The sequence below is a fragment of the [Clostridium] hylemonae DSM 15053 genome, from assembly GCF_008281175.1.
In the GTDB taxonomy this organism is placed as follows: Bacteria; Bacillota; Clostridia; order Lachnospirales; family Lachnospiraceae; genus Extibacter; species Extibacter hylemonae.
The window spans coordinates 1,911,936-1,936,365 of the sequence record NZ_CP036524.1; the positions used below are offsets into that span (position 1 = coordinate 1,911,936).

Annotated in this window: 26 protein-coding genes; 2 read left to right on the forward strand and 24 right to left on the reverse strand. The window is 49.0% G+C overall.

Annotated elements, in window-relative coordinates:
- Positions 1 to 87: 87 nt before the first annotated feature.
- From LAJLEIBI_RS08770 to LAJLEIBI_RS08845, 16 genes are all read right to left on the reverse strand, one after another.
- The gene (locus tag LAJLEIBI_RS08770; RefSeq protein WP_006441444.1) at positions 88 to 390 is read right to left on the reverse strand and encodes a hypothetical protein; all 303 of its coding nucleotides are present in this window, start codon (positions 388 to 390) and stop codon (positions 88 to 90) included.
- A gap of 91 nt (positions 391 to 481) precedes the next feature.
- A complete protein-coding gene (gene hisIE, locus LAJLEIBI_RS08775; RefSeq protein ID WP_006441445.1) occupies positions 482 to 1,765 on the reverse strand; it encodes a bifunctional phosphoribosyl-AMP cyclohydrolase/phosphoribosyl-ATP diphosphatase HisIE in 1,284 nt (427 codons plus the stop codon).
- Between the two features lie 15 nt (positions 1,766 to 1,780).
- A complete protein-coding gene (gene hisB / locus LAJLEIBI_RS08780; protein ID WP_040434582.1) occupies positions 1,781 to 2,368 on the reverse strand; it encodes an imidazoleglycerol-phosphate dehydratase HisB in 588 nt (195 codons plus the stop codon).
- Between the two features lie 13 nt (positions 2,369 to 2,381).
- A complete protein-coding gene (gene hisD, locus LAJLEIBI_RS08785; RefSeq protein ID WP_040434583.1) occupies positions 2,382 to 3,677 on the reverse strand; it encodes a histidinol dehydrogenase in 1,296 nt (431 codons plus the stop codon).
- Positions 3,678 to 3,711: 34 nt separating this feature from the next.
- Entirely contained in the window at positions 3,712 to 4,353 is a 642-nt protein-coding gene (gene hisG, locus LAJLEIBI_RS08790) for an ATP phosphoribosyltransferase (protein WP_006441448.1), read from the reverse strand.
- A 4-nt stretch (positions 4,354 to 4,357) separates the two neighbouring features.
- Positions 4,358 to 5,611 carry an ATP phosphoribosyltransferase regulatory subunit gene (gene hisZ / locus LAJLEIBI_RS08795; RefSeq protein ID WP_040434584.1) on the reverse strand — a complete coding sequence of 418 codons (1,254 nt, stop codon included), beginning with the start codon at positions 5,609 to 5,611 and terminating at the stop codon, positions 4,358 to 4,360.
- A gap of 87 nt (positions 5,612 to 5,698) precedes the next feature.
- Positions 5,699 to 6,247, reverse strand: a complete 549-nt coding sequence (locus tag LAJLEIBI_RS08800) for a Holliday junction resolvase RecU (protein ID WP_040434585.1) — start codon at positions 6,245 to 6,247, stop codon at positions 5,699 to 5,701.
- The gene (locus tag LAJLEIBI_RS08805) at positions 6,196 to 7,221 is read right to left on the reverse strand and encodes an RluA family pseudouridine synthase (protein WP_006441451.1); all 1,026 of its coding nucleotides are present in this window, start codon (positions 7,219 to 7,221) and stop codon (positions 6,196 to 6,198) included. The genes LAJLEIBI_RS08800 and LAJLEIBI_RS08805 overlap by 52 nt, the downstream gene beginning before the upstream one ends.
- 38 nt (positions 7,222 to 7,259) lie before the next feature.
- A complete protein-coding gene (locus LAJLEIBI_RS08810; protein ID WP_006441452.1) occupies positions 7,260 to 7,835 on the reverse strand; it encodes a hypothetical protein in 576 nt (191 codons plus the stop codon).
- A gap of 18 nt (positions 7,836 to 7,853) precedes the next feature.
- Positions 7,854 to 8,621, reverse strand: a complete 768-nt coding sequence (locus LAJLEIBI_RS08815; RefSeq protein WP_006441453.1) for an SDR family NAD(P)-dependent oxidoreductase — start codon at positions 8,619 to 8,621, stop codon at positions 7,854 to 7,856.
- A gap of 11 nt (positions 8,622 to 8,632) precedes the next feature.
- Complete coding sequence (locus tag LAJLEIBI_RS08820; RefSeq protein ID WP_006441454.1) at positions 8,633 to 10,543, reverse strand: YgiQ family radical SAM protein; 1,911 nt, start codon at positions 10,541 to 10,543, stop codon at positions 8,633 to 8,635.
- Positions 10,540 to 11,211, reverse strand: a complete 672-nt coding sequence (locus LAJLEIBI_RS08825) for an HAD family hydrolase (protein WP_006441455.1) — start codon at positions 11,209 to 11,211, stop codon at positions 10,540 to 10,542. The genes LAJLEIBI_RS08820 and LAJLEIBI_RS08825 overlap by 4 nt, the downstream gene beginning before the upstream one ends.
- Complete coding sequence (locus LAJLEIBI_RS08830) at positions 11,180 to 11,935, reverse strand: pseudouridine synthase (RefSeq protein ID WP_187120276.1); 756 nt, start codon at positions 11,933 to 11,935, stop codon at positions 11,180 to 11,182. Before LAJLEIBI_RS08830 ends, LAJLEIBI_RS08825 begins: the two co-directional genes overlap by 32 nt.
- Positions 11,935 to 13,317, reverse strand: coding sequence for an RsmF rRNA methyltransferase first C-terminal domain-containing protein (locus LAJLEIBI_RS08835; RefSeq protein WP_006441457.1), 1,383 nt, complete (start codon positions 13,315 to 13,317; stop codon positions 11,935 to 11,937). Before LAJLEIBI_RS08835 ends, LAJLEIBI_RS08830 begins: the two co-directional genes overlap by 1 nt.
- Positions 13,318 to 13,398: 81 nt before the next feature.
- Positions 13,399 to 14,112 (reverse strand): M23 family metallopeptidase, encoded by a 714-nt coding sequence (locus tag LAJLEIBI_RS08840; RefSeq protein ID WP_006441458.1) that lies wholly within the window; start codon positions 14,110 to 14,112, stop codon positions 13,399 to 13,401.
- Between the two features lie 91 nt (positions 14,113 to 14,203).
- Positions 14,204 to 14,782, reverse strand: a complete 579-nt coding sequence (locus LAJLEIBI_RS08845) for a CD3073 family putative ECF transporter S component (protein WP_006441459.1) — start codon at positions 14,780 to 14,782, stop codon at positions 14,204 to 14,206.
- Between the two features lie 186 nt (positions 14,783 to 14,968).
- Between LAJLEIBI_RS08845 and LAJLEIBI_RS08850 the strand changes: the two genes are divergently transcribed.
- Positions 14,969 to 15,505 (forward strand): CD3072 family TudS-related putative desulfidase, encoded by a 537-nt coding sequence (locus LAJLEIBI_RS08850; RefSeq protein WP_006441460.1) that lies wholly within the window; start codon positions 14,969 to 14,971, stop codon positions 15,503 to 15,505.
- A gap of 34 nt (positions 15,506 to 15,539) precedes the next feature.
- On the opposite strand, the gene LAJLEIBI_RS08855 is transcribed toward LAJLEIBI_RS08850, so the two are convergent.
- The gene (locus LAJLEIBI_RS08855; RefSeq protein ID WP_006441461.1) at positions 15,540 to 16,988 is read right to left on the reverse strand and encodes an aminoacyl-histidine dipeptidase; all 1,449 of its coding nucleotides are present in this window, start codon (positions 16,986 to 16,988) and stop codon (positions 15,540 to 15,542) included.
- A 122-nt stretch (positions 16,989 to 17,110) separates the two neighbouring features.
- On the opposite strand from LAJLEIBI_RS08855, the gene LAJLEIBI_RS08860 reads away from it, so the two are divergent.
- Positions 17,111 to 18,043: a hypothetical protein gene (locus tag LAJLEIBI_RS08860; protein WP_006441462.1), complete on the forward strand. Its 933-nt coding sequence runs from the start codon at positions 17,111 to 17,113 to the stop codon at positions 18,041 to 18,043.
- Here the strand turns inward: LAJLEIBI_RS08860 and LAJLEIBI_RS08865 are convergent.
- The 7 genes from LAJLEIBI_RS08865 to LAJLEIBI_RS08895 form a co-directional block, all read right to left on the reverse strand.
- Positions 18,032 to 18,664, reverse strand: a complete 633-nt coding sequence (locus tag LAJLEIBI_RS08865; RefSeq protein WP_006441463.1) for a hypothetical protein — start codon at positions 18,662 to 18,664, stop codon at positions 18,032 to 18,034. The two genes, LAJLEIBI_RS08860 and LAJLEIBI_RS08865, sit on opposite strands and share 12 nt — an antisense overlap.
- A 3-nt stretch (positions 18,665 to 18,667) precedes the next feature.
- Positions 18,668 to 19,156: a pantetheine-phosphate adenylyltransferase gene (coaD, locus tag LAJLEIBI_RS08870; protein ID WP_006441464.1), complete on the reverse strand. Its 489-nt coding sequence runs from the start codon at positions 19,154 to 19,156 to the stop codon at positions 18,668 to 18,670.
- The gene (rsmD, locus tag LAJLEIBI_RS08875; protein WP_006441465.1) at positions 19,150 to 19,719 is read right to left on the reverse strand and encodes a 16S rRNA (guanine(966)-N(2))-methyltransferase RsmD; all 570 of its coding nucleotides are present in this window, start codon (positions 19,717 to 19,719) and stop codon (positions 19,150 to 19,152) included. Before rsmD ends, coaD begins: the two co-directional genes overlap by 7 nt.
- A 219-nt stretch (positions 19,720 to 19,938) precedes the next feature.
- Positions 19,939 to 20,145, reverse strand: a complete 207-nt coding sequence (locus LAJLEIBI_RS08880; protein ID WP_040434586.1) for an alpha/beta-type small acid-soluble spore protein — start codon at positions 20,143 to 20,145, stop codon at positions 19,939 to 19,941.
- A gap of 99 nt (positions 20,146 to 20,244) precedes the next feature.
- The gene (gene recG / locus LAJLEIBI_RS08885) at positions 20,245 to 22,275 is read right to left on the reverse strand and encodes an ATP-dependent DNA helicase RecG (RefSeq protein WP_040434587.1); all 2,031 of its coding nucleotides are present in this window, start codon (positions 22,273 to 22,275) and stop codon (positions 20,245 to 20,247) included.
- Between the two features lie 84 nt (positions 22,276 to 22,359).
- Positions 22,360 to 24,030, reverse strand: a complete 1,671-nt coding sequence (locus LAJLEIBI_RS08890) for a DAK2 domain-containing protein (RefSeq protein WP_040434588.1) — start codon at positions 24,028 to 24,030, stop codon at positions 22,360 to 22,362.
- A gap of 19 nt (positions 24,031 to 24,049) precedes the next feature.
- Positions 24,050 to 24,409, reverse strand: a complete 360-nt coding sequence (locus tag LAJLEIBI_RS08895; protein ID WP_006441469.1) for an Asp23/Gls24 family envelope stress response protein — start codon at positions 24,407 to 24,409, stop codon at positions 24,050 to 24,052.
- Between the last annotated feature and the right edge of the window lie 21 nt (positions 24,410 to 24,430).

Here is a 24,430-nt window from a genome sequence, read left to right on the forward strand (position 1 = left end):
AACGCTTTATATCCTGCTCATTTATTATATCAATGTTCCGGGACTGTGTCAACAATTCCGCACGCACGGCACATTCCATCATTTACCTCAAAGATTCTTCCAGACTTCCGCCACATCCATGTCGGTCGTGATCTCCTGTATCACCCGGTCGCTGCTTACATGTTTGACTTCGATGCCGTTGTTCTCCATGGCAACAAAAGCTGCAAAAAGCATAAAGCACAGGAAGACCCGGATCCCAAACGTACTGACCGCTCCGGTTTCCTCTTCTCCATATAGTTTATGGTAAGCGGCGCCGTATCTCGGATGTACGGCCGGAGGGACCTTGCGGTCACTGTACAGATAGCGTGTTTCATCCAGCAGCTGGCGCCTTCGTTTTTCAGAGCTGTTCATAGTGCGTACCCGTCCTTTCCAGGCAGATATGTGTGAGTCTTTTCCTGCCTGGAATATTATATGCGGTATGCGTTTACTTTCATTCCGTTTTTTACCGGTCCGCAAGCTCCTTTACGATGTCTTCCCAGCTGATTCCCCTCTCTACCATAAGCACCATGGCATGATAAAGGAAATCGGCCATCTCATATTTAACCTCTTCCGGATTCGGGTTCTTGGCGGCAATGACGATCTCCGTCGCCTCCTCTCCCACTTTCTTTAATATCTTATCGATCCCCTTATCAAACAGATAATTTGTGTAGGAACCTTCTTTTGGATTTTCACGTCTGTCCATAATGGTTCCGTACACTGTCTCAAACACTTGCAGCGGATTTGTCTCGTCATAGTCACTGCCGACAAGAGGCTGGAAAAAGCAGGTCGCATTGCCTGTATGGCAGGCCGGCCCTACCTGGTCGACTTTTGCCAGCAGTGTATCATAGTCGCAGTCTATCGTCAGAGATTTTACATACTGGAAATGGCCGCTTGTCTCGCCTTTTGTCCAGAGTTGTTCTCTGCTTCTGCTGTAATAAGTCATCTTGCCGGTCTTGATCGTGCTGTAAAATGCCTCCTCATTCATATAGGCAAGCATAAGCACTTCCTGTGTCTTGTAATGCTGTACCACGACCGGAATAAGTCCCTGTTCATTCGTCTTGAACTGTGAAAATTCCATCATGCTCTCGAAAGAAGTCATCTTGATTTCTTCCTGACCGCATTTTTCCTTAAACTCCACAAAGTCCATATCTGTCTGGCTGACAAACTTCCCTGACAGTCCCTTGACGCCGGGACATTTCAGTATTTTAAACAGTTCAGGCTCCTCCATTGTGTCGGTCACGATCACACATGGAACATCCGTGACGTTCATGACAGAATTAAGATCCAGCCTGTGCATGAATACGATCTCACTGCTGTAGTCCTGAATAAGGTGCTGGTGCTTGAACAGAGCGTCAAAGTCGTTCAGTGATACTGCCATCTTTTCCTTGCCGAAACGTCTGGCGGCATCCTCGATCAGCTTTACGCTGTCTGCTTTGGAGAAGTTCAGCATCGCCCGCTTGGCTCCTGCGTACAGAATCTTCTTTATATCTTCCTGGCGCCGTATATTCCCCCCGGCCACCATCGGTATGCGTATGACACGGTTCATGCGCTTCATCAGGTCGATCGCTTCCTCATGTTCCTCATCAGAGTCTGACAAGTCGAACACGAGCAGTTCATCCGCCCCGTGGTCACTGTAATATTTGGCAAGCCCGATGACATCTTCCGATATCACCGTCTCGTCCGTAAACCATTTTACCGCTTTTGCGCCCCTGATAAATATGCAGGGTATCAATCGTTTATAGCTCATCGTATATAGTCTCCTTTATAGGCTTCCTTTTGTAGTCCATGCTTCTTTTATCCGCGGTTCCTCCATGGTCGCCATATCAAGCGCTTTCCCGAAGCTTTTGAACATGGCTTCCGCCATATGGTGGCTATTGCCTCCATTCAGTATCTTCAGGTGAAGATTCATCATGGCGCTGTAGGATACGGCGTAAAAGAACTCACGTATCATCTCCGTATCCATCTCTCCGATCCGTTCTGTCGGAAATGAAGCGTCACAGCTTAAGTATGGGCGTCCTGACAGATCTGCCGCACAGAGGACGAGCGTCTCATCCATCGGGAGGATAAAGTGTCCGTATCTCTTGATACCGGCTTTATCGCCCACTGCCCGGGCGATAACCTGCCCGAGTACGATCCCTGTATCCTCGACCGTGTGATGACAGTCCACGCGCAAGTCCCCCTTGACCTTCACCGTCAGGTCAAATAAGCCGTGCCGTGCAAACCCGTCCAGCATGTGGTCAAAAAACCCTATCCCGGTGCTGATATCATTCTGGCCGGTCCCATCCAGCGTAAGTTTAACAGTGATATCGGTCTCTTTCGTCTTTCTCGTACATTCGGCTGTCCGTTTCATCGTCTTCTCCTCCTTATCTCTCTTCAAAACGCACTCTGACGGAATTGGCATGTGCAGTCAGCTGCTCCGCCTCCGCAAAGGCTTCGATATCCGTATGTATCTCTTCCAGCGCCTCTCTGGAATAGCCGATGATACTGGATTTCTTTATAAAATCATCCACGGACAGCGGGGAGAAGAACTTGGCGGTCCCATTGGTCGGCAGTACATGGTTAGGGCCTGCAAAATAGTCGCCCAGCGGCTCGCTTGAGTATTCCCCGATAAATATGGCTCCTGCATTTCTTATCTTCATCATAACATTATATGGGTCTCTTGTCATTATCTCAAGATGTTCGGAGGCAATGTCGTTGGCGATATCTATCACGTCATCCATTGTGTCGGCCACAAGAATATAGCCGTAATTATCCAGCGATTTCTTTATGATCTCTGAACGGGACAGCTGCTCTGCAAATGCATCTGCCTGAGCGGACACCTCGCCGGCCAGCTTCTCACTTGTCGTCACAAGTATGGCGGACGCAAGTTCATCGTGTTCTGCCTGTGACAGAAGGTCGGCAGCCACATATCTTGGATCTGCGGTCTCATCGGCCACCACGAGTATCTCACTCGGACCTGCTATGGCATCAATGCTCACATGGCCGTACACTGCCTTTTTGGCGAGCGCTACGTATATATTTCCAGGACCTACGATCTTGTCCACCTTTGGTATGCTCTCCGTCCCATAAGCCAGCGCGCCGACTGCCTGAGCGCCGCCTGCCTTGTAGACGGCGTCAGCGCCTGCTTCCCTGGCGGCGACAAGCGTATTGGGACTGACCCGTCCGTCTTTTCCGGGAGGCGTCACCATGATGATCTCCCCGACCCCTGCCACTTTCGCCGGAACGATGTTCATGAGCACAGAAGAAGGATACACGGCCTTGCCGCCCGGAACATACACGCCGACCCGGTAAAGGGGCGTGACTTTCTGTCCGAGGATCGTACCGTCCGGCTTACTGTCAAACCAGCTGTACTGACGCTGCTTTTCATGATAAGTGCGGATATTCACCAGCGCTTTTCTCATAATGGCAAGAAGAGAATCGTCCATCTGCTCATAGGCCTCCTGAAACTCTTCTTCCGTTACCTTTATATTCCCGGCGTTGATATGAGCGCCGTCAAACTTTCTCGTATATTCATAAAGCGCGCTGTCTTTTTCCTCTTTTATCCTTTTAAGAATCTCTGATACGCCCTGCTCATAACCGGCGTAGTTGTTCGGGCTACGTTTCAGAAGGTCCTCCAGTACATTCTGTTTTGTCTCTTTGTCTAACCGCAGTATTTTCATATTTATCCGTCCTCTCTTCATCTTCCGGCTGATCTTATATCTGAATCTGAGCGCGCAGCTTAGTGAGAAGCGCCTTGATCCTCCCGCTCTCCATGCGCATGCTTACCGGATTTACTATCATTCTGGCTGAAAGCGGGCATACTTCTTCCAGCACCTCCAGGCCGTTTTCTTTCAGTGTGGAGCCTGTCTCGACAATGTCCACGATCACCTCTGACAGCCCGACTATGGGCGCAAGTTCTATTGAACCGTTCAGCTTGATGATCTCCACGGTCTGATGCTTTGTATTATAAAAATAGTCTTTTGCAATATTCGGGTATTTTGTGGCAACCCGGATGAGTTCGTGATGCTGGAGCAGAGGGGCCGCTTCCTTATGACCGCAGACGCACATGCTGCATTTTCCGTACCCAAGATCCAGTACCTCATGAACCTTGCGCCGTTCTTCCAGTATGGTGTCTTTGCCTGCCACGCCGATATCCGCGGTGCCGTATTCTACATAGGTAGGCACATCCGGCCCCTTTGCCAGAAAGAATTTCAGCTTCAGCTCCTCATTTGTAAATATCAGTTTTCTGGAATCTTTATCTTTCATCTCTTCACATGTGATTCCTATTTTTTCAAACAGCTCCAGTGTCTGATTTGCAAGGCGCCCCTTTCCAAGGGCAAATGTCAGATATCTCATATTGTCAGCTCCTGTCCCTGGAGGCGATCACTTTATGCTCCCCTGTCACCAGGTTTATCATCGTGATCTCCCCATTTTTATTGATATAGATCAGATTTCCGGCATAATACTCCTTGCCGTATTCGATGTAATCTTCAATAAGTTTACCTTTGGATTTTTTGACGAGCTCCGTGTTCTTGGCCTTCTTACGGAAATCCCTCGCCAGTATGAGCGCCTCTTTCAGCCGCTCTTCATCATACACGATAAGCGTGTTTTTTCTCGTGTACACAATACGTACCTTCTGTCTTGTGAGCGCGTTCATAAGCTCGTCGATAACGATGACAAATCCGATAGATGCAGACTCTTTACCGAATTTTTCAAGAAGCCGGTCGTAACGTCCGCCTTTTACAAACGCGTCCCCGGTCCCGAATGTGTATCCCCGGAAAATGATTCCCGTGTAGTACCCATAAGTACCACTCATGCTCAAATCAAAGGTTACGTATTCTTCGACGCCGTATATCTTCAGCACATCGTATATTCGTTCCAGCCGTTTCACTGCCATGATACCTTTTGAGTTCGGCGCGGTGTTTCTCGCCTGGGCAAGGATCTCCACGCCGCCCACAAGCTCATCCAGGGCGGAAAAGGCTTCTTTGGAGCTTCTTTTTACATGGATGCTGTCCAGAAATTGTTCTACGCCGAAATAATTCCGGTTGTTGATCAGTTCCCGCACCCTATCTTCTGCTTCCTCGTCCAGGTCCGCATCCTCGATCAGACTCTGGAAATAGTCTACATTCCCGACATTCAGCTGAAATTCCTTCAGCCCGATGGACGTCAGACATTCAATGACAAGCGCCAGCATCTCTGCGTCTGCCTCCACCGAATCATCTCCCATCAGTTCCGCTCCCATCTGTGTGTTCTCCCTCAGACGTCCCTGATAGCTGGAATGATTTACAAACGTATTGCCGGTATAGCACAGGCGGATCGGCAGCTGTTCTTCTCCAAAAAGCGTTGCTGCCGCCCTTGCAACGGACGGCGTGATATCCGGCCGGAGAACAAGAGTGTTGCCGTCCTTGTCAAAAAATTTGTACAGATCCTTTGAAGGAATGGTGCCTATCTCCTTCCGGAACACGTCAAAGTATTCAAATGTAGGTGTCTGAATATCGTGATACCCGTAAAGATGGAATACTTTGCCAAGCCGGCTCTCCAGTGCCAGTTTTTTCCCGCATTCTACATTATATATATCCCGGACTCCTTCCGGAGTGTGCAATAATTTTTTCATAATTCCTCCCAACGATGTCATGCTGTTTCACTCAGCGCCACTTTAGTATGCTACCATGTTAAATCACATTGCATTATACGCATTTTCTTATTCTTTGTCAAGTTTCTCCCTCAGCTCCAGATCCAGATTCATGGCATCCAGATACGGGACGAAACAGCCATTTTTTAATTCAAGCAGGAAGCGTGGATCCAGCTCGTCAAACCGGAAGCTTTTTCTTCCTCCGTTTTTCGCCCGCTCCCAGAATCCCTGCATCTCACAAAAGCGCATGTAATACAATATATTTCTGGCCGAAAAATAGATGATGAGAAAGGCCATTCCCCCCTGCTTCTCATAGCTGCCCATGAACGCCACCTGGTGCTCATGGATATTCTGAAGCGGAAAGGTGTCGGCCACACACTCTTTCGCGTCAAAGCAGACAGGAATTCCCTGTACCACGCCGATATAGTCCACCGTACTGCGCTGGTCAAAATAAGCCAGTGTGATCTGCCGGTGTTCCTTATCCATTTTTACCGGAGTGATCGGCGTCGGGATCTTCTGTATAAGTGCCAGATCTTTCTCCAGATACCGTTCATTTGTACGGTTTATCAAATCTTCCAGTGTAGAACCTCTAAGGCCTCTTGAGTTCCATGTTCCCATGCTGTCTCCTTTATCACTTTTTGAAATAAGGCCGGCACCGGCGCCCGGAAGGTCCTTTCTGAAAGTGCCGCAAACTCGCCTTCCAGCACAGGAAGGACAAGCTCATATGAGTGGAGCATCTGTGATGTGACGCCGTATTTCTTTCTATACCGCTCATTCACATCCCTGTCTCCGTATTTATAGTCACCGCACAGCGGGTGGGATACGTAAGCCAGATGTGCCCGTATCTGATGGGTACGTCCGGTGATCAGATGTACCCTGAGAAGCGAATGCTCCCTGCTGTACGCCAGAGGGATATACTCCGTCTCTATGGGCGCCGCTTTTTCAGCCTCCCCGGACGTTACGATCCTCACTTCATTCGTCTGTTCATTTTTGATAAGATATCCTTTGATATGGGACGGCTTGTCTACTTTGCCTTTTACGATACAGAGATAGTATTTTCGCAGGTTTCTGTCCCGGAAAAGGCTGCCGAACATCTGAAGCCCGGCCAGTGTTTTCCCCGCCGCCACAAGGCCGCTCGTATTGCGGTCCAGCCTGTTGCAGACGGACGGGCGGAAGGTCCGGAGCTCCTCCCGCGTAAGCTGTCCGCTGTCCAGCAGATACGAGATGATATGCTCAACGAGAGAGATGTCTGTTTTTTCAGCTTTCTGTGACAGCATGCCGGCCGGCTTGTTCACAAATAGGACATGACTGTCTTCGTAGATAATATCAAGCGTGGTATTTCTGCCTTTTGCGCCTGCAACCGGCTCGTCATCCCCGGTAAATTTTTCAATGGTCTCATCCGACAGAAAAAGTCTGACTTCATCTCCTGTGTGCAGTTTCTCGTTTCCGCCGGCCCGGCGGCCGTTCAATGTTATATTTTTTTTGCGGAGCATCTTATACAGGAAACTTCCCGGCGCACGGTTCATATATTTTTTTAAAAATTTGTCAAGTCTCTGCTCCGATTCATTTGGTTTGATTATTATGATTTTCATAGTAGTTCTATTAAAGAACACCTTTCTTTATCTCTGATTTACATGGAAGTGCTCAATATTGTGCCGCGGATTTTCTGTTCCAGCTTTTGCGTGTCGGGCCTGTCTATCGCGGCCATATTGTTCATCCCCTCCGCCCTGGCTATAAACGCAGCATAGTCGCTGAATATCTTCACCGTCACCTTGTCGAGGCGGTTCTGATGCAGTGTTTCTTTCAAATGCTTTGCCACCTTCGCCACATCCGTCTTCGGGTTGGACGCATAGCCGCACACCGTATTGCCTGATATGACGACTGCGTCTACGGGCATGATCTTCTCCTTACTTGTGATGACCATATCATAGGCTGTCGTAAGAAGCGCCGCTTTTTCTTCTGTCTCCATGTACTTCTCCGGGTCAACGGCCTTGTACGGGGCAATGGCGATAAACTCTACAAGCATCTTTGAGGCCGGAAGACAGCCAAGTACAGCGACTGCCGTGAGCAGATTCAGTTTTGTTCCCGTCTGGAAATACCCGAGCAGCAGAAGCGCCACTACGATGGCAAACTCCATGATCGTGAACAGAAGCAGTTTTTGTTTTTGTGCCTTTATATAGCCCGGCTGTCCTTTTTGTATCTTCATTGTAATCTTTCGTCTCCCTTATTCTGCTTTTTTACTTCCTGTCTTCATCAACAGGATCACCAGCCTGGACGGGAGCAGCTTGGCAGCTGCCCTTGCCGCTTTCATGGCAGCTCCGTACACGGATACCTCCCGTCTTGCGGCGGAATCTGCGAGCGCCTTATGCACGACGTCCTTTGGACCGGACATAAATTTTTGCTTAAAATCACTGCCGGATGCTCCTGCGCGCTCAAAAAAGGCTGTATCTACAGGGCCGGGACAGACCACTGTCGTCACGATGCCCTTGCGCTTCAGTTCGCTGCCTGTTCCCCTGGCAAAACTGTATACATAAGATTTAGTCGCCGCATAGACGGCAAAGTCCGGCTGCGGAGCGAACGCTGCGGCAGATGCGATCTGTAAGATACGGCTGCCCGCGGACATGTATGGTATGCACATAAGCGTCATCTTCGTCAGAGCCCTGCAGTTTAAGTCGATCATGCCCGCCTGTGACTTCATATCCAGTTTCGCCGCCTCACCGATCAGACCGTACCCTGCCGCGTTGACAAGCATGCGGATATCGGCGGACTTCCGTTCCAGTTCCCTGCCGATCCGCTCGTATATATAATCTCTCGTCAGATCCCCGTCAAAGATACGCACAGGAAGCGGAAGCTCTTTTTCCAGTTCTTTCAGCTTATCGGTACTTCTCGCAGCCACCCATATTTCATCCAGCTGCCTGTAAAGCTTAGGTATCTGCCTGGCAAACTCCCGGCCAATACCGGAAGATGCGCCTGTAATAATTGCTATTCTCATACTTCTGCCTCCTATCTCGTTTTCTTTTTTTTGTGAACGTTTCGTATCGTCTTTTTCTTTCTGGCAGTTCTGTTCTCCTGTCTGTTTGGTCCGTTTCCGGGCTTAGTCGCTTTATCGCTTCCCGAATGCCTCGGACGGATGAGACAGTGTCTGTCAAACCCGACCAGATCCATGCGGCCTGCCTTTTTCAGCGCCTCGAGGACCAATTCGTGGTTTTTCGGGTTCCGGTACTGGATCAGCGCCCGCTGCATCGCCTTCTCGTGCGGATTTTTCGGTACATATACCGGCTTCATATCCCTCGGATCAACACCGGTATAATACATACACGTAGAGATCGTGGACGGCGTCGGATAAAAGTCCTGCACCTGCTCCGGCATATATCCCAGATCTCTTAAGTATTCTGCCAGTTCCACCGCCTCCTTCATCGTAGAGCCGGGATGTGAAGACATGAGATACGGGACGAGATACTGCTCTTTTCCTATATCATTATTTATCTTTTTGTATTTACTGACAAAGGATTGATACACACGGTTCTCCGGTTTCCCCATCTTCGACAGGACCGCGTCTGACACATGCTCGGGCGCAACTTTGAGCTGTCCGCTGACGTGGTACTGGCACAGCTCCCGGAAAAAAGTATCGTCTTTATCTGCCATCACATAATCGAAACGGATGCCGGAACGGATGAATACTTTTTTCACTTTCGGCAGTTCCCTCAGTTTTCTGAGCAGCACGATGTAATCTTTGTGATCCACTTTCAGATTCCCGCACGGCTTTGGGAAGAGGCACTGCCGCTTTGTGCACACCCCGGTTCTCAGCTGTTTGTCGCAGGAAGGGTGTCGGAAGTTCGCCGTCGGACCGCCTACATCATGTATATATCCTTTAAAATCTTCTTCCCATATAAACTGGTTTGCCTCGGCCAGCAGCGACTCATGGCTGCGCACCTGCATGATCCTTCCCTGATGAAATGTCAGCGCGCAGAAGCTGCATCCTCCGAAACAGCCCCGGTTGCTCACAAGACTGAACTTCACCTCAGAAATGGCAGGCACCCCGTTGTCTTTTTCATAGGACGGATGATAGGTCCTCATATACGGATAGCTGTACACACGGTCCATTTCCGACTGGGTAAGCGGTCTCGACGGTGGATTCTGCACGACATATTGATGTTCTCCGTAAGGCTCTACGAGTCTCTTCCCCGCAAACGGGTCTGTATTGCAGTACTGCGTGTAAAAGCTTTTTGCATAATTAAGCCTGTCTCTTTTCAGATCATCAAAGGATGGCAGCACGACCGCGTCGTATACGCTCTCTAAATCCTTTACCTTGCATACCGTTCCGGGGATGTAGGTGATATCCTTTACTTCAATTCCGGCATCGAGTGCCTCTGCTATCTCTACGACAGACAGTTCGCCCATCCCGTAGGAAATAAGATCTGCGCCGGAGTCAAGCAGGATGGAGCGTTTTAATTTATCGGACCAGTAATCATAATGGGCCAGTCTTCTCAGACTCGCTTCGATCCCTCCGATGATGACCGGCGTCTTTTTGTACACCTGACGGATGAGATTACAGTATACGACAGTGGCGTAGTCCGGGCGCTTTCCCATCACGCCTCCCGGGGTGAACGCATCTGTCTTCCGCTTCTTTTTGGAGACGGTGTAATGGTTCACCATAGAATCCATGTTGCCGGCAGACACGAAAAAGCCGAGCCTGGGTTCACCGAACTCTGTGATGCTCGTCTTGTCCTTCCAGTCCGGCTGCGGTATGATGGCCACTTTATATCCGTATGCTTCCAGCGTTCTCGTAATGATCGCATGGCCAAAAGACGGGTGGTCCACATAGGCATCCCCGGACACATAGACAAAATCCGGACGTTCCCATCCCCGCTCTTCCATATCTCGTCTGCAGATCGGTAAAAATCCTTTTATCATGTCAATACCTCGTAAGTTCCTTTTCTTATATCATAATAAGTCTGTATGTAATAATCGGCCAGTTCTTTCTTCCTGGACTCCTGCGGCCTGGAAAATTCGTCGTCCACCCCGCACACTTTCATTCCGGCTCTCTTGCCCGCCAGTATTCCCATCGGGACATCCTCAAAGACGAGACATCGCTCTGGCGGTACCTTCAGTTCTTCCGCCACGAGCAGATACACGTCCGGCGACGGTTTTCCTCTTTCCACTTCACATGCACTGTGCACCGAGTCGAACAGACCGCGCACATCCAGCGCGTTCAACGCCGCGTCCGCCAGCGTGCCTGCATTGCTTGTGGCAATCCCTATTTTTCTGCCCTCAGCGCGCATGTCCAGAATAAACTCATGCGCCCCCTCTTTCAGTTCCACAGAATGGGTATATCTGTCATATGTCATATCCATCCACTCATCCATAACTTCCTGAAGCGTCCGGTCAAGCCCGGGAAAGAGATCCAGAAAAAGCTGGGCCACTTCAACATAACTTTTCCCTTCCATCATTTCATGAAAATCATCCGGCTTATCCAGATGATACTTGCAGAGATAATCGTCGTCAACGGACGGCCATATCCACATGGAATCTATGAGCGTCCCGTCCATATCAAATATAATCGCTTCCGTGTCCTTCAGCATGTCTGTCTGTTCCATATATATTCCTTAACTCCTCATCTGTAAGTTTGCGGTATTCTCCCGGCTTCAGTGAACTGTCGAGGACGAGTCCGCCCATCCGCTCCCGCTTCAGGTAGACGACTTCCTTCCCTCTCGCCAGAAACATACGCTTTACCTGGTGGAATTTCCCCTCCTGTATGGTAAGCCGTACCGCCGATTCCTGTCCACTGGATATAATTTCCAGCACCGCGGGTCTTGTCCATTCCGGCAAAGCAGAAGTTCCTATATCAATGCCTTCTGCGAAAGCCCGCGCATCTTCTTCTGTGACGATGCCCTTTACCCTGGCATAATATGTCTTGTCCACATGCTTCTTCGGCGACAGAAGGCTGTGAGCCAGTTTACCGTCGTTCGTTATCAGAAGCAGGCCTTCTGTATCTTTGTCGAGTCTGCCTGCAGGGAACAGATCCTTTCTTTCTTTTGTCTTTATGAGGTCAACTACGGTCTTCTCCCTGCGGTCTTCTGTCGCAGATATGACTCCGGCCGGTTTGTTCAGCATGTAGTACACAAAAGCTTCATACCGCACCGGGCTGTCCCCGTACAATACAGTGCTCTCTTTTTCGTTTACTTTATATTCCGGAGATTTGACCACTGCCGCGTCCACCTTCACTTTTCCCTGGCGGATGTGCTTTTTTACTTCCTGACGTGTGCCGATGCCCATATCCGCCAGGTATTTGTCGAGCCTTATCATCAGCACAGCCTCCATCCCGGAAGATATTTATTCTTAAGCGTCCCCTGTGAGAGCTTGCCCCATCCGAGCGGATAACCGTCCACACAGACGAGATACCAGCCCTTGCTTCTGTCAGACACCATGTCGTCCAGATGGAGCGTTTCCCCTTTCAGATATCTGGACACCCGTTCATCCCCGGCAGAAAAGTCAAGTGTCTCTTTGTAATCATCTTTTTTCAAATGCATGGCCAGCGCCTGGCTCGGCTCAAACCGTTTCTTTTTCAGTTCTCCGAGCAGAAGGCCTGTCCGCAGAAAGCGAACGCCTCTTAAGTCGGGGAGCCCTTCCGGCATATAATATATACGTTCTCCCCTTATATCAATTCTGCTCTCCTTTAGTTTCCACGATACATTTTCCATAAACTCTGCAAGCTCAGACGGCAGGACAGTACCGTTTCGTTTTCCCGGCACCGCGCTCTTTTCTGCAGCTGCGCTTCCGTTCTTTTTTAAAAGCGCCAGATAGTGTCCTTCCCCTTTCATATGATGAGGAAAGATACGTACGGTCCTAACTAGTTCCGGGCAGTGTGTCTCTGACAGCTCCGGACGTCCCGGGCTGAACCCCTCATACGGCTCCATATCCATTATCTCAAATTCCGGCCGGTTCTTTAAGAGATGCTCCACTGTCTGTTCATTCTCCCGCCCGTCAAACGTACAGGTCGAATACATCATCATACCGCCGGGCCTGAGCATATCTGCAGCCTGGACGATAATACTCTTCTGGATGCTGCTGAAGAATTCCGGTCCGTGTTCTTCCCATGCCCGCACCATTTTCCTGTCCTTGCGGAACATTCCTTCCCCGGAGCACGGGGCGTCGATGAGTATTTTGTCAAAATATCCGGGGAAATATCCGGAAAGTCTGCCTGGTTCTTCGCTCAGGATGAGCATATTTCCAATGCCGAAGACTTCCACATTTTTCAGCAGCCCTTTTGCCCTTGAACTGCTGATATCATTGGCCGCAAGCACACCTGTGCCGCAGAGCTCTGCCCCCAGTTCCGTGGCTTTTCCTCCCGGCGCGGCACAAAGGTCCAGCACTTTTTCGCCCGGATTGACCGGAAGGCGGCTGGCAGGCGTCATTGCGCTTGGTTCCTGCAGATAATAAAGACCCGCAAAATAGTACGGATGCTTTGACGGAGACACTGTTTCCCCGTCATAATAAAATCCGTTTGGGATCCACGGTACGGGCGTAATGTCAAAAGGGCAGATTTTTTTAAATTCTTCTGTCGTTATTTTATTTGTATTGACACGAAGCCCATAGTATCTTGGCTCCTCATAACAGGCTATATAATCAGGATACTCCCCGGCAAGGAGTTCCTTCATCTTATCTTCAAATGCACAGGGCAGATTCATAGTCTAAGTCCTCCATATGTATTTACATTTAAAACTATTTATACATACATAGTTTAGTATAACATATCCGCTGTCATAACTCTAGGAATAAGAATATTTTAATTTCTTATTTTCCAGTGACAGCAGTACATAATAAGGATTCACGCTGATTTCTTCCCCTGTCTTATAGGAGTATATTCCAAGATGCAGATGGACGTCGAACTGGCCGGTCGTCCCCTCCTCACCGTATCCGGAATCTCCCATATATCCAATGAACTGGCCTGCCTTGACCTTGTCGCCTTTATGTATATTTCCGTACGAGTCAAGATGTGCGTAGTAATAATAAGTACCACTATCGGACGTGATTCCGACGCGGTACCCTCCTTTTTCCAGCCATCCGAGGTTTGTTATTGTTCCATCCGTCATACTGAGTACCGGATAAAGTCCTCTTTCATTCTCTCCTGCCATGATATCCGTCCCCTCATGTCCGCTCGTTCCGTTATATTTCCGCTCCGCCATCCATGAATCCACAAAAGATACCGTGAGCGATTTGTCCACAGTGGACTCGGGAATCGGAAAATAACTCACTTCGTTTTCCACATTTTCGAGCAGTTCTCTGCATCCTTTGGAAAGCTTCTCCTTCTCTTCGCGCATGGAGTCTGAATAAAATTCTGTGCGGTATGTAAGGTCTGCTATCGTCTCTTTCTTCATTCTGTTGCGGACAGCCCGGTCATATATGTGCCCGGTAAGGAGCACGGTAAAAAGTGCGGTGAGCAGCAAAAGCAGCAGGATCCTGCCAGGTCTGATACGTTTCATATGATATCCTTTTTATTTTACTATATGAAAAAAGAAGCTGTCCCAAAACAAATACTTTGGGGCAGCCTCTCTGAACTTATCGTATACTGTTTTACGCCTCAGCTCTTTTTCTCATCCAGCACTTTGGCTTCAGTGCTCCCGGCATTGCTTTTACGAGCAGGAAAATGAGGAGACACGAACCTGTTTTGTCGACCAGGTTATTGGCAAGTTTCGGAAGAAAAGAAGCTGTAAATATACTTGCGCCGCTTTGTTTCAGCCATATTACAGCCACATCGGAAATTGTTCCTGTCAATCCGCCGTATACAGCGATCCCTATCGGCGTACCGATGACAGGAGCTACGATCCCGGCTATGATTCCGGCGATCACTACATTCAGAAATGTGAACTTCACTTTGCAAAACAGCAGACCGATAACGAGTCCAACAGCGATATTGACGAGCATAAACGGCATATCACTCATACCGTACAAAAGCGCGGTGAGAAAGTTGGTTGCTCCCCCGACCGCAGCGCCATACCACGGACCGAAATAAACTGCGATAAATATTGTGCCGATCGTATCCAGATATACCGGAAATTTGGCTGCAGCCATGACAATGCCGAGTACAATGTTGACCGCGATGGCCAGACCGCACATCATCAGTTTTGTTGTGCCGGAAATCTCTCTGTTCATAAATATCCTCCATCCTCATATGTAAATTATAAACTCTCGGACTTATACTAGCATGATTGTCCGTGCATTCCCAATCGGTTATTGTGATAAACGCCCATCTTATATTGTATTTTTCTATAGGCCGTTTTTCCGCTTCAATGGTATAATATAGACAGCTTTTAAATGTGATCACTGAAAGGAATACTTATGATACAGAAAATTATAATTGTGAGCCACTGCTTTTTCAATGATGCAGCAAAGCTCAGAAATCAGAATATTGAGGAGATGACAGCCGAGAGGAGGGACAAGAGGGAATTCCTCACCTATCTTCTGTCAGAAGGATATGAGATCATACAGCTGCCCTGTCCGGAGTTTTTACTTTACGGAAGCCGCCGCTGGGGACATGCTGCCTCCCAGTTTGATACGCCTCATTTCCGGGCGGAAGCGCGCAGGATGCTGGAGCCGGTCGTTATGCAGCTGGAGGAATACAATGCATTCCCGGACAGGTATGAGCTGACCGGTATCATCGGTATTGACGGGAGTCCAAGCTGCGGCATTGATTTCACTTATGACGGTGACTGGGGCGGGGAGTTCGGCAGCAAAGAGTCGGTTTCCCCGGTTCCTGGCACATTGAACAAAGTCAGCTCCCCCGGTATCTTTATGCACATATTAAAAGAGATGCTTAGCGAGAAGCACCTCTTCGTTGAATTCTATTCTATCGATACCTTTATGTCCGCGCGCTAATGTGCCCGGTCTCTCTGTAAATGGTACGGTGTGCTTATTTGCACTTTGCAAGCACTGCCTGCAGATATTTCCATGAGCGGGCAGTGGATTCTATGCCAAGGCGCTCGTTGAAGGAATGTACATCCATGATATCCGGGCCGAAAGATACACAGTCGAGATCCGGTTTCTTTCCGAGAAAAAGTCCGCACTCCAGTCCGGCGTGCACAGTAGTCACTTCCGGTTTCTTTCCGAACATATCTTCATATACATCTTCCATGATCTGGCGGAGTTCGGAATCCGGATTGAACTGCCATGCAGGATATTCGTTGTAGCATTGTCCTTCTCCCCCTGCAGTCTTCGCACATGCGGCCAGCACTTCCTTCATCTCCTGTTTTTTGCTCTCCACAGAACTTCTTGCCAGATATACCGTCTTGACATGGTCGGCTGCCGTCTCCAGAATACCGATATTCATCGATGTCTCCACAAGACCTTTCAGCTTCCTGCTGTAACCCTGAACGCCATACGGACAAGTCACAAGATAAGAGATGACACGCTCTGTGCCTGCCTTGTCGCACACGTCTACGGTGGAATCTGCCGAAGTATCTGCCTCAACTGCCAGGCCCGGCTCATCTCCCATGAATTCGTTGTCCCACACTGCTTTCATCTCGTCAGCCATGGCCTTTACGGCGGCTGCATCTTTGTCTGCCACAAGGATCTCCGCGGTTGATTCCATTGCGATGACGTTGTCCTTGGATCCTCCGTTTATCTCTGCGAGACCGATCTCAACGCTCTTTCCTATGTGGTTCAAAAGACGCCCCATCATCTTGTGCGCATTGCCGCGCTGCTTATGTATCTCGATACCTGAATGTCCGCCCTGGAGTCCGTGGATCTTAAGTGTCACGATCGTTCCTGTCTTACGCTCTCTGTGGACCGGAATGAGAGTCTCATAGCGAAATCCTCCGGCACAGCCTGTCGTGAGGATCCCTTCCTCCTCAGAATCGATGTTGATCAGTTTTCTTCCTTTCAGTACAGATAAGTCTATAGCCATGGCCCCACCCATGCCGACTTCCTCATCTGTGGTAAATACTGCTTCGATCGGAGGATGAGGTATATCATTGCTGTCCAGAAGTGCCATGATCATTGCAACTGCGATACCATCGTCCCCGCCTAATGTGGTATCTTTTGCTTTTACATATCCATCCTCGATATACAGTTCAAGCCCTTCCCGGGAAAAGTCATGAGACGAGCCCGGTTTTTTCTCACACACCATATCTACATGTCCCTGAAGAATGACCGGCTCGCTGTTTTCATATCCTTTAGTACCCGGTTTTCTGATGATCACGTTGTTTGCATCATCCTGCGCAGCTTCCAGTCCCCGTTCTCTGGCGAATGCGACACAGTGATCACTGATACGTTTCGTATCAAAAGTACCGTGCGGGATCTGACACAACTCTTCAAAAAACTGAAATACTTTCTTTGGTTCTAGCTGATCTAATACTGCCATATTTCTTTAACCTCTCTTCTTTAGACTTTTTATTTCTATAATACATTCTGTCACAGTCATCATAAAAAATCAACCTTATCCATACAATAAAAAGAAAGATTCTTGAATGGATATTAGCACGCATGAAACGTCGTTTTTTTATGATCCTTATCATCTGCATGTTCGGCCTGATGCTGGTATTTCCCAAGCCTGTTTTCAACGGCGCAAGCGAAGGATTACTCCTCTGGTTCAACGTTGTATTGCCCACGCTTCTGCCCTTTATCATCATATCCAACCTGCTGATCAGGACAAATGCCGCCACCCTCATTGCCCGGATCACCGGCCCTCTTTTCTGCCGGCTCTTTTCGGTCTCAGGCTACGGTTCCTTTGCGGTGCTCACCGGATTTCTCTGCGGATATCCTATGGGGAGCAAAGTGACCGCAGACCTTCACAACGGAGGCTATATATCCGGGGAGGAAGGGCGGTATCTCCTCTCTTTCTGCAACAATACAAGCCCGATGTTCATCATAAGCTACGTGATCTGGCAGAATATGAAAGATGAATCTCTTACGCTGCCGGCCATAGCCATACTCATGGCCGCTCCGGTCCTGTGCAGTTTTCTCTTCCGGCGTTACTATCATATGAGTCATGCTGCGGGCGGCCGTATTTATCATCTGCCAGCGCAGAAAGCAGCCTCTTCAAGTGTTCTGGATGACTGCATCATGAACGGTTTTGAGACTATCACAAAAGTGGGCGGGTACATCATGCTGTTCTCTGTCCTTATATCACTTGCGCAGTTGCTTCCGTTTCATCATCCGGCGCTTATGTTGGCCGGTCTTCCGTCTCTCGAGATCACAAACGGGATCTCCATGCTTTGCACGAGCTGTTCCGAACCGGGTCTTCGCTTTGTGCTTGCCATGGGACTGACTTCTTTCGGCGGCTGGTGTTCTGTGGCTCAGACGCGCTGCATGGTGCAGGAAGCAGGGTTTCCCATATTTCCCTACATAATAGAAAAACTGGTCACCGCGGGGGTAACCAGCCTGTTAGCTTATGGTTATATCGTTTTACTGAAGTAAGTCTTCGTCATCCTCTATCTGAAGCTCTTCCTCCGGCTCTTCCGGAGTGCCGTACTCTGCTTCCAGCGTACGCGCTGACTGTTCCGGAATGTCGAGCTCGGTGCGGTTGCTGCGCACCATGTCATAGCATTCCTGCAGAGAATTTACAAGACCGTCATATTTTGTCGTATAGCTGTCAAGCGTATGTCCGATAATGCTCTCGGCATTTGCGAGCAGATCGTCGGTGTACTGCATGGCGCCGATCCGTATATCGTTGGCATCGCTTGTGGCATTGTCGAGTATTTCCTGCGCCTGTTCCGTGGCTGCGGTCACGATCTCATTTGCCTGCGCATAAGCCTGCTGCATGATCTCATGTTCGCTGACAAGCTCGTTCGTGTGGATCTGTGCCTCCTCGATCATGCTGTCCGCCTTCGCCTGCGCATCAGCGAGGATCGCATCTTTGTTTGCGATGATCTTCTGGTAACGCTTGATCTCATCCGGCGTCTTCATGCGGAGTTCACGCAGAAGCTCGTCCATCTGATCTTTATTTACAATGATCTTGGACGTCGACAGCGGCTGGAACTTACAGCTGTCAATGTATTCTTCAATTTCTTCAATGATCTGTTCAATACGGCTGCTCATAATTTACACTCTCCTTCTATTCATTTTCTCTCTTATCGTATCTGCCACAAAATCCGGCACAAACTGAGAAATATCCCCTCCAAAAGCTGCCACTTCCTTTACCGTGGTAGAACTCAAATATGAATAGTCCAGACTCGTCGTCAGAAAGACAGTCTCGATCTCAGGCTCCAGTTTATGGTTCGTCTGGGACATCTGAAGTTCATATTCAAAATCAGTTATGGCACGCAGCCCCCGGACTATCATCGTAGCCTCCATTCTGCGCGCGAATTCTACCAGTAATCCATCAAATGGTACGATAGTTAACTTTGGCATTCCTTTTGTTACTTCTTTTAACATTCTAACACGTTCTTCTGCGGAAAACAACGGGGTTTTTGCTTTATTATTCAGGACTCCGATGATCAATTCATCCACAAGTTTTGAAGAGCGTTCTATGATATCGAGATGTCCGTATGTGACCGGGTCAAAACTGCCCGGATAAACTGCTCTTAACATATCTCTTTCCTTCCTGCCGGTTCTATAAAAACATGCTTGTTCGTCTTGTACTCTTTTACTTTAAGGATCATAAATCCAAGCTCCTTAAGATAATCAAATTCCGTCTCCCTGGAAGCCTCCACGATGATCACACCCTCGTCCGCCAAAAGCTCCGATTCCGCCAGATACTCCAGCACTTTCCGTTCAAGCTGCAGACCGTACGGCGGGTCCATAAAAATAAAATCAAACTGCTTGTCGCCCTCCAGCTTATACAGCGCCGTCATCACATCCGTGGACATTGTCGCCGCCCTGTGCGAAAGCTTCGTCCGCCGCAGATTCTCCTTGACACAGGCCATGGCTTTCGGGTTCTTCTCCACAAAGACCGCCTCCATCGCTCCCCTGCTCAGCGCCTCGATACCGATCCCTCCGCTGCCCGCAAACAGATCAAGAAAAATACAGTCATACAAGTACGGCGATATCATATTAAATAAAGTTTCCTTGATCCGGTCCGTTGTAGGTCTCGTATCCATACCTTCCAGCGTTTTGAGCTGCAACCGCTTTGCACTGCCAGCAATGACTCTCATACATATTACCTCTTACATTCTTTGTAACATTTCCAGTTTATTATAAGGATTTGTCAGAAAAAAGTCAATTAGGGACAGAGATATTTTAATTGGGGACGGGGGAAATTTAAATTTCCCCCGTCCCCAATTAAAACCCAGCCTTCCGGCTCATAGAAAAAAGCACCCGACAGGTGTTATTGCAACCTGTCAAGTGCTTTTTCTAATCATTTAATCTGGTATTTATTTACCAGCCATCTGTTTTTCTTGCTGCTCGATCATTTTCTTAACCATATAACCACCAACAGAACCATTCTGTCTTGATGTCAGGTCTCCGTTGTAACCTTCTGTTAACGGTACTCCTAATTCGTTTGCAACCTCATATTTGAATTTGTCCAATGCACCCTTTGCCTCAGGTACGGCTGCTCTGTTAGATGAACGACTTGCCATTGTTATACTCCTCCTTTTTCTTATCTTATTGAGCATTTATCTGCTCAATAATTGTTTGTAACTTTTTGTTTTTTGTTACAACGATAGTATATGGAGGATTTAGATTATTACACTAGAAGTTCCTTCATATTTTGGAAATTTTTTCAACCATTCCTTTTCATTATTTAAAAGCAGATCCGCGGCTTCATTTGCCTTCTTTAGAAGCTGTGCATCCTGGAATACATCGCCGAGCCGGAAGTCCATCAGTCCGCTCTGGCGTATGCCGAACAGATCTCCCGGCCCGCGAAGCTTAAGGTCCTCGCTGGCGATCTTGAATCCGTCGTTCGACTTGTTCAGTATGTCCAGCCGTTCTTTTGTCTCCTTTGATCTCGAGGCGCTCATAAAGATACAGTAAGACTGGTGCCTTCCCCGTCCGACGCGGCCCCGAAGCTGATGGAGCTGCGCCAGGCCAAACCGCTCGGCGTTCTCCACAAGCATGACTGTGGCGTTGGGCACATCGATCCCCACCTCTATGACAGTGGTGGACACGAGAACCTGTATCTCATTTCTTCCGAACCGTTCCATAATATCATCTTTTTCCGCCTGCTTCATCCTTCCGTGGAGACAGGCGACTCCCACCGCCTCACCGAGCTCATCCTGCAGCATCTGTGCGTAATCCATAACGTTCTCCACCTCAAGATGCTCGCTTTCTTCCACCATCGGGCAGATGACATAACACTGCCGGCCTTCTTTCACCTGGTTTTTCATAAACGTATATGCCGTCTTCCGGTAACCGGTATCTACGACACAGTTTTTGATCGGAAGCCGGTTCGCGGGCAGTTCATCTATCACCGAAATGTCCAGATCACCGTATAAAATGATGGCAAGAGTCCTCGGTATCGGTGTCGCGCTCATGACAAGGATATGCGGCACACCTCCCTTTCGGGCAAATGCTTCCCGCTGCTTGACTCCGAATCTGTGCTGCTCATCCGTCACGACGAGCGCCAGATTTTTATAATTCACTTTTTCCTGGATCAGAGCATGCGTACCGACGATGATCTGTACCTCCCCGCTTTCGATCCGCCCGTATGCCTCTCTTTTTTCCTTTGCTGTCATGGAGCCTGTGAGAAGCTCTGCACCGAGCCTGATCCCATATTGGGAAAATAAATTCGTGATGGATTCATAATGCTGTCTGGCCAGCACTTCCGTGGGTGCCATCAGCGCCCCCTGATATCCTGAAAAAGCCGTATCCATGAGCGCCAGAACCGCAACGATAGTCTTGCCGGAACCCACGTCCCCCTGCACAAGCCTGGACATGGCCGAAGCGCCGGCCATATCGGCCGATATCTCTTCTGCGACTTTCTTCTGTGCGCCGGTCAGTTCATATGGAAGCTGCGAAAGAAATGCCGCCGTCTCCGGCGCCTTTTTGACCGGATAATGGTTCTGTTCTTTCTCATTACTGTCCTTCAGCCTCCGCAGCGCCAGAATAAACTCCAGAAATTCTTCAAACACGAGCCGTTCTCTCACATGATAGAACACCTCTTTGTCCTCCGGGAAATGAATGCCCCGGATAGCATAATTGTACTCTGCCAGCTTATACTTAAGCCTGATCTCATCCGGCAAAGTCTCCTTCGTCAGATCCAGCTCCATAAGCGCCTGTTGCACCGCCTTCATCACGGCATTGTTGGACAGCCCGGCAGTCAGGGCATAGACCGGCTGCAGTGTGTGAAGCTTCTCTTCATACTTTGCGCTTGGGTAAAAAATCTCCGGATGTTCCATGACAATACCACTTTTTCGGTTTACGATCCTGCCTCTTAGCGTTATGACGCCGCCCTTTGCAAGTGTATTGCGCAAAAACGGCATCCGAAACCAGATAACCTTCAAAGTGCCGGTGATATCTTTTACATAGATCGTGGTCACCTGCATATTCCGGGTGCCGGACACCTGCACCCTTCCGAAGATCGCTCCCGTCACGGTCACAACGCTGCCTTCTTCCGCCTCACTGATCGGTACCGGGTCGTCATAGACGTCATATCCCCGCGGATAATAGCGGACCAGGTCTCCGACCGTGGCGATTCCAAGCCTTCCAAACAGCTTTTCTGTCTTATCCCCGATTCCCTTTAATTCTTTTATTCTCGTCAATTCAATCATAATTTCAACCTTTGCACAAACCATCAGAATACAAAAGAGACAGACCTCTGCATATCACAGGGAGTCTGTCCCCTTTTCTCTTTCTTATTCCACAGCCAGCACGTAATAATAGATAGGCTGTCCGCCGTAATGCGCATCCACATCCACATCAGGATACAGCGCCTCGATCTCGGCGGTAAAACGCTCCGCGTCGTCTTTCTTTACTTCCTCGCCGTAGTACAGGCTGATAAGCTCAGAATCTTCATCCACCAGATTGATGAGCATTTCACGGGTAGTCGCCTCTACATCCTGTCCTACTGCCAGAATGCCTTTGTCCCCGATTCCCATAATGTCGCCCTCGTGGATCTCCTTATCATCAATATGCGTATCCCGCACAGCATACGTCACTTGGCCGGACTTAACATTCTTGATCTCCTCGAGCATCGTCTCTTCATTGACAGCCGCATCCGCCTCAGGCATAAAATTGATCACAGCGGTAATGCCCTGCGGTACCGTCTTCGTCGGAATGACGATAATGTCTTTATCCTCTACAAGCGCTTTTGCCTGGTTCGCGGCAAGCACGATATTTTTATTGTTCGGCAGTATAAATACCGTATCTGCATTCACCTGTTCGATGGCATTGAGCATATCCTCCGTACTCGGATTCATTGTCTGTCCGCCTTCGATAATATAGTCAACACCAAGCTCCGTGAAGATCTCATTCAGCCCTTCTCCGATGGAAACAGCGATAAAGCCCATCGCCTTCCTCGGCTCGGAAGGTTTCTTCGTCTCCTCCGCCTTCTGCTGCGCGGCAAGCTTCTGCGCATCCCGGATCAGCTTCTCCTGATGTTCCTCTCTCATATTGTCTATCTTCATCCGCGAAAGCTGCCCGTACGTCAGCGCGCGCTGAATGGCAAGACCCGGATCATTTGTATGCACATGGACCTTCACAACGTCGTCGTCAGCCACACATACGATCGAATCACCGATGGACGACAGATACGATTTAAATCCCGTCTCATCGTCATCTGTAAACTCTTTTTCCGTCAGAATAATAAATTCCGTGCAGTAACCGAACTTGATATCTCCGCTCTCCTGAGTGACCTTCGGCGCCGCCGCTGCCACTTTGGCCGGCTCTATGGCACTGTAATCGATCTCTTTTCCCTGGAACGCGTCGTAGGCTCCTCTGATCACTTCCAGAAGTCCCTGCCCGCCGGAATCCACAACCCCGGCTTCTTTCAGTACCGGAAGCATATCCGGCGTCTTCTCCAGCACTTCTTCCGCATGCTTGATCACTGCCGGTATAAACAGTTCCAGATCGTCGGTCTCCTCCGCCATCTCTGCCGCTTTATCGGCAATGCCGCTTGCCACCGTGAGGATCGTTCCCTCTTTTGGCTTCATGACCGCCTTATACGCAGTATCTCTCGCTCTGGCACATGCCGCGGCAAGTCCGAGCGTATCTATCTCTTTCTCCTCACGGATAGACTTTGTAAACCCGCGCAGAAGCTGTGACAGAATGACACCCGAATTACCTCTCGCCCCGCGCAGAGAGCCGGACGAGATCGCTTTTGCAAGATCTGCCATATCCGGTTTGTCAAGCGCCGTCACTTCCCTGGCCGCAGACATGATCGTGAGAGACATGTTTGTCCCGGTATCTCCGTCAGGTACCGGAAATACGTTTAATTCATTGATATATTCCTTCTTAGCCTCAATATTCTGCGCACCGGCCAGAAACATCCTGGCAAGCATATCCACATTAATAGTTTTTGTAGCCACTTCTTATGTTCCTCCTTAACTAATCGATGACTCTGACGCCTTCAATGTAGATATTGATCGTATCTACCGGCATTCCGGAAAATTCTTCCACTTTATACTTCACATTACTGATGAGATTCTCCGTAACGGCTGAAATACTGACACCATAAGCGACAACGATATGGAAGTTCAGAGTAATATGGTTGTCTTCTGAAATGCTCACCTGTATTCCGTGGGTAAGACTTTCCTTCTTCAGAAGATGAACAAAACCATCCTTCATATTTACAGCAGCCATCCCGACAATTCCAAAACATTCCACAGCCACAGTCCCCGCATACTTGGCGATCACTTCAGGGTCGATCGTAATGATACCGAGATCTGTACTCATACATCCCTTCATATTAAAAACCTCCAATTCTCT

Bases quoted from the DNA above. Each gene is read 5' to 3' on its own strand.
- LAJLEIBI_RS08770 (WP_006441444.1), bottom strand. From the start codon at position 390: ATGAACAGCTCTGAAAAACGAAGGCGCCAGCTGCTGGATGAAACACGC.
- hisIE (WP_006441445.1), bottom strand. From the start codon at position 1,765: ATGAGCTATAAACGATTGATACCCTGCATATTTATCAGGGGCGCAAAA.
- hisB (WP_040434582.1), bottom strand. From the start codon at position 2,368: ATGAAACGGACAGCCGAATGTACGAGAAAGACGAAAGAGACCGATATC.
- hisD (WP_040434583.1), bottom strand. From the start codon at position 3,677: ATGAAAATACTGCGGTTAGACAAAGAGACAAAACAGAATGTACTGGAG.
- hisG (WP_006441448.1), bottom strand. From the start codon at position 4,353: ATGAGATATCTGACATTTGCCCTTGGAAAGGGGCGCCTTGCAAATCAG.
- hisZ (WP_040434584.1), bottom strand. From the start codon at position 5,611: ATGAAAAAATTATTGCACACTCCGGAAGGAGTCCGGGATATATATAAT.
- LAJLEIBI_RS08800 (WP_040434585.1), bottom strand. From the start codon at position 6,247: ATGGGAACATGGAACTCAAGAGGCCTTAGAGGTTCTACACTGGAAGAT.
- LAJLEIBI_RS08805 (WP_006441451.1), bottom strand. From the start codon at position 7,221: ATGAAAATCATAATAATCAAACCAAATGAATCGGAGCAGAGACTTGAC.
- LAJLEIBI_RS08810 (WP_006441452.1), bottom strand. From the start codon at position 7,835: ATGAAGATACAAAAAGGACAGCCGGGCTATATAAAGGCACAAAAACAA.
- LAJLEIBI_RS08815 (WP_006441453.1), bottom strand. From the start codon at position 8,621: ATGAGAATAGCAATTATTACAGGCGCATCTTCCGGTATTGGCCGGGAG.
- LAJLEIBI_RS08820 (WP_006441454.1), bottom strand. From the start codon at position 10,543: ATGATAAAAGGATTTTTACCGATCTGCAGACGAGATATGGAAGAGCGG.
- LAJLEIBI_RS08825 (WP_006441455.1), bottom strand. From the start codon at position 11,211: ATGCTGAAGGACACGGAAGCGATTATATTTGATATGGACGGGACGCTC.
- LAJLEIBI_RS08830 (WP_187120276.1), bottom strand. From the start codon at position 11,935: ATGATAAGGCTCGACAAATACCTGGCGGATATGGGCATCGGCACACGT.
- LAJLEIBI_RS08835 (WP_006441457.1), bottom strand. From the start codon at position 13,317: ATGAATCTGCCCTGTGCATTTGAAGATAAGATGAAGGAACTCCTTGCC.
- LAJLEIBI_RS08840 (WP_006441458.1), bottom strand. From the start codon at position 14,112: ATGAAACGTATCAGACCTGGCAGGATCCTGCTGCTTTTGCTGCTCACC.
- LAJLEIBI_RS08845 (WP_006441459.1), bottom strand. From the start codon at position 14,782: ATGAACAGAGAGATTTCCGGCACAACAAAACTGATGATGTGCGGTCTG.
- LAJLEIBI_RS08850 (WP_006441460.1), top strand. From the start codon at position 14,969: ATGATACAGAAAATTATAATTGTGAGCCACTGCTTTTTCAATGATGCA.
- LAJLEIBI_RS08855 (WP_006441461.1), bottom strand. From the start codon at position 16,988: ATGGCAGTATTAGATCAGCTAGAACCAAAGAAAGTATTTCAGTTTTTT.
- LAJLEIBI_RS08860 (WP_006441462.1), top strand. From the start codon at position 17,111: ATGAAACGTCGTTTTTTTATGATCCTTATCATCTGCATGTTCGGCCTG.
- LAJLEIBI_RS08865 (WP_006441463.1), bottom strand. From the start codon at position 18,664: ATGAGCAGCCGTATTGAACAGATCATTGAAGAAATTGAAGAATACATT.
- coaD (WP_006441464.1), bottom strand. From the start codon at position 19,156: ATGTTAAGAGCAGTTTATCCGGGCAGTTTTGACCCGGTCACATACGGA.
- rsmD (WP_006441465.1), bottom strand. From the start codon at position 19,719: ATGAGAGTCATTGCTGGCAGTGCAAAGCGGTTGCAGCTCAAAACGCTG.
- LAJLEIBI_RS08880 (WP_040434586.1), bottom strand. From the start codon at position 20,145: ATGGCAAGTCGTTCATCTAACAGAGCAGCCGTACCTGAGGCAAAGGGT.
- recG (WP_040434587.1), bottom strand. From the start codon at position 22,275: ATGATTGAATTGACGAGAATAAAAGAATTAAAGGGAATCGGGGATAAG.
- LAJLEIBI_RS08895 (WP_006441469.1), bottom strand. From the start codon at position 24,409: ATGAAGGGATGTATGAGTACAGATCTCGGTATCATTACGATCGACCCT.